This is a genomic window from Kineococcus indalonis, assembly GCF_009906395.1.
Classification (GTDB): domain Bacteria; phylum Actinomycetota; class Actinomycetes; order Actinomycetales; family Kineococcaceae; genus Kineococcus; species Kineococcus indalonis.
This window is the reverse complement of sequence record NZ_JAAALM010000622.1, coordinates 1-2102: the sequence shown is the minus strand read 5'-3', so window position 1 is coordinate 2102 and position 2102 is coordinate 1. Positions and strand designations below refer to the sequence as shown.

Genomic DNA, 2102 nt, shown 5'->3' with positions numbered 1-2102 from the left:
GGACGCGGCGGCGGCCGGCGCGGCGGCGGCCCCTGCGGCGGCCGGCGCGCAGGACGCGGCGGCGCTGCGGGCCGCGCTGCGCGCCGCGCACGAGCAGCTCGCCGTGCAGGCCGAGCAGCTGCTCGCGCTGCGCGCGTCCCTGGCCGAGACCGAGCAGGAGCTGGCGGCGACGCTGCAGGAGGTGCGCACGCTCAACGAGGAGCTGCAGGAGCACCGCTGCGACGGCGCCCCCGCCGCCGCGGTCACGGCTGCGTGAGCCGCTCGAACTCCTCGCGCAGCAGCAGGTAGCAGTCGCACGAGGCGTCGAGCAGCCCCTCGCGGTCCACGACCGTGATGACGCCGCGCGCGTAGCGGATCAGCCCGGCGGTCTGCAGGACGCCGGCGGTCAGCGACACCGTGGGCCGGCGCACGCCGAGCATCTGCGCCAGGAACTCCTGCGTCATCGGGAACGTCAGCGACCCCACCCGGTCGGCGGTCATGAGCAGCCAGCGGGCGGCGCGCTCCTCGACGGTGTGCTGGGTGTTGCACGCCACGTTCTGCGCGAGCTGCAGGAGCATCGCCTGCGTGTAGCGGGACAGCGCGCGGTGCAGGGCGCCGTCGCCGCGCAGCACGTCGTGCAGCGCCTCCACGCTCATGCGCAGGCTGGCACCCTCGATCTGCGAGAAGACGGCGTTGGGGCTGCGGGTGGTGCCCAGGAAGGCCGGCAGGCCCACGAAGCCCTCGGGCCCGATCGTGCCGACCTCGACGGCGACCTGCCCGTCGACGAGCGCGACGTGCGAGAACACCGCCGTGAGGGGGAAGTAGACGTGCTCGATGGCCTTGCCCTCGTCGTAGACGACGTGCTTCAGCCCGAGCTGGACCTCCTCGCAGCGCGCGAGGACGCGGGCCAGCTCCTGCTGCGGGAGCTGCTTCAGGACCGCGTTGCGCGCCGGTCCCCGGTCCGTCGTCGCCGTGTCGTCGTCCACGTCCACCCCCTACCCCGTCCGCCCCGCCGCACGCCCGTCCTGGCCCAAGTCGTGTCAGGCACCGGACACAGCGACGTACTGTGGTGGCGTGCTCAGCGAGGCGGCGCCGCGCCCGGCGTTCGACGCCGTCGTCCTGGCCGCCTCCTTCGGCGGCCTGGAGGCGCTGACCGCCGTGCTGGGCGCGCTGCCCGCCGGCTTCCCCGTGCCGGTGGCGGTCGTGCAGCACCGCGCCCCGGAGTCGGACCTGCTGCCGGCCCTGCTGCGGGCGCGCACCGCGCTGCCCGTGCACGCCGCAGACGCGCAGGAGCTGGCGGACGGGGCGTTCGCGCGCCCGGGGGTGCACGTGCTGCCCCCGCGCCCGGCGTCCGCCGGGGAGCGCGGCGGGCGCGCGCCGGTGCCGCACCAGGCCGACGAGCTGATGGGCGCGCTGGCGCAGCGCCACGGCGCGCGCACCTGCGCCGTGGTGCTCACCGGGCGGCTGGACGACGGCGCCCGCGGCGTGCGGGCCGTCAAGCGCGCCGGCGGCTGGGTGCTGGTGCAGTCCCCGGCCAGCGCGCGGGCGCCGGGCATGCCGACCGCCGCGATCGCCACGGGCTGCGCGGACCTCGTGCTGCCGCTGCGCGCGCTCGGGGCGGCGCTGGTGGCGCTGTCCCTGGCGCCGGGGGCGACCGGGCTGTTCGCCCGGCCGGTGCAGCCGTGGGCGGACCTGGCCGACGCCTGAGGCCCCGCACCGCGATGATGGGGCGGTGAGCGAGCAGGAGCACCTGACCGGCGACGCCGCCGCCGCGGCCGCGCGGCTGTTCGACGGCATCCTGCGCCGCACCCACCTGTCGGCCCCGCACGACGTCGCGCACGTCGTGGCCGAGGAGCTGCGCAGCGCGCTGGACGCCGGTGACGTGCAGCTGTGGCTGGCCGACTACGAGCACGCCTCGCTCGTGCCCGTCCCGGCGCCGGGCGCGGAGCGGCGCGAGGCGCAGCCCCTGGAGGGCTCCATGGCCGGGCGGGCCTTCACCACCGCGCGCGTCGTGGGCGCCGACGCCCACCCCGGCCCGGACGGCGGGCCGGGGCGGGGTGGGCCCCGCCGCCGCTTGTGGGTGCCGCTGCTGGACGGCACCGACCGCCTGGGCGTGCTGGAGC

Annotated in this window: 3 protein-coding genes and 1 pseudogene; 3 read left to right on the top strand and 1 reads right to left on the bottom strand. The window is 77.8% G+C overall.

Annotated elements, in window-relative coordinates; genetic code table 11:
- Window positions 1–256, top strand: a 256-nt coding sequence (locus GTR00_RS19645; RefSeq protein ID WP_205706245.1) for a hypothetical protein, incomplete at its 5' end; no start/stop codon positions are given.
- On the opposite strand, the gene GTR00_RS26075 is transcribed toward GTR00_RS19645, so the two are convergent.
- Window positions 243–965, bottom strand: a complete 723-nt coding sequence (locus tag GTR00_RS26075) for a Crp/Fnr family transcriptional regulator (RefSeq protein WP_166613235.1) — start codon at window positions 963–965, stop codon at window positions 243–245. The genes GTR00_RS19645 and GTR00_RS26075 overlap by 14 nt on opposite strands.
- 88 nt (window positions 966–1053) lie before the next feature.
- Here GTR00_RS26075 and GTR00_RS19635 point away from each other — a divergent pair, with 88 nt between their 5' ends.
- Together GTR00_RS19635 and GTR00_RS19630 are read left to right on the top strand one after the other, a co-directional pair.
- A complete protein-coding gene (locus GTR00_RS19635) occupies window positions 1054–1686 on the top strand; it encodes a chemotaxis protein CheB (RefSeq protein WP_166613234.1) in 633 nt (210 codons plus the stop codon).
- Between the two features lie 25 nt (window positions 1687–1711).
- Window positions 1712–2102 (top strand): annotated as a pseudogene (locus GTR00_RS19630) (hypothetical protein); the annotation flags it as partial.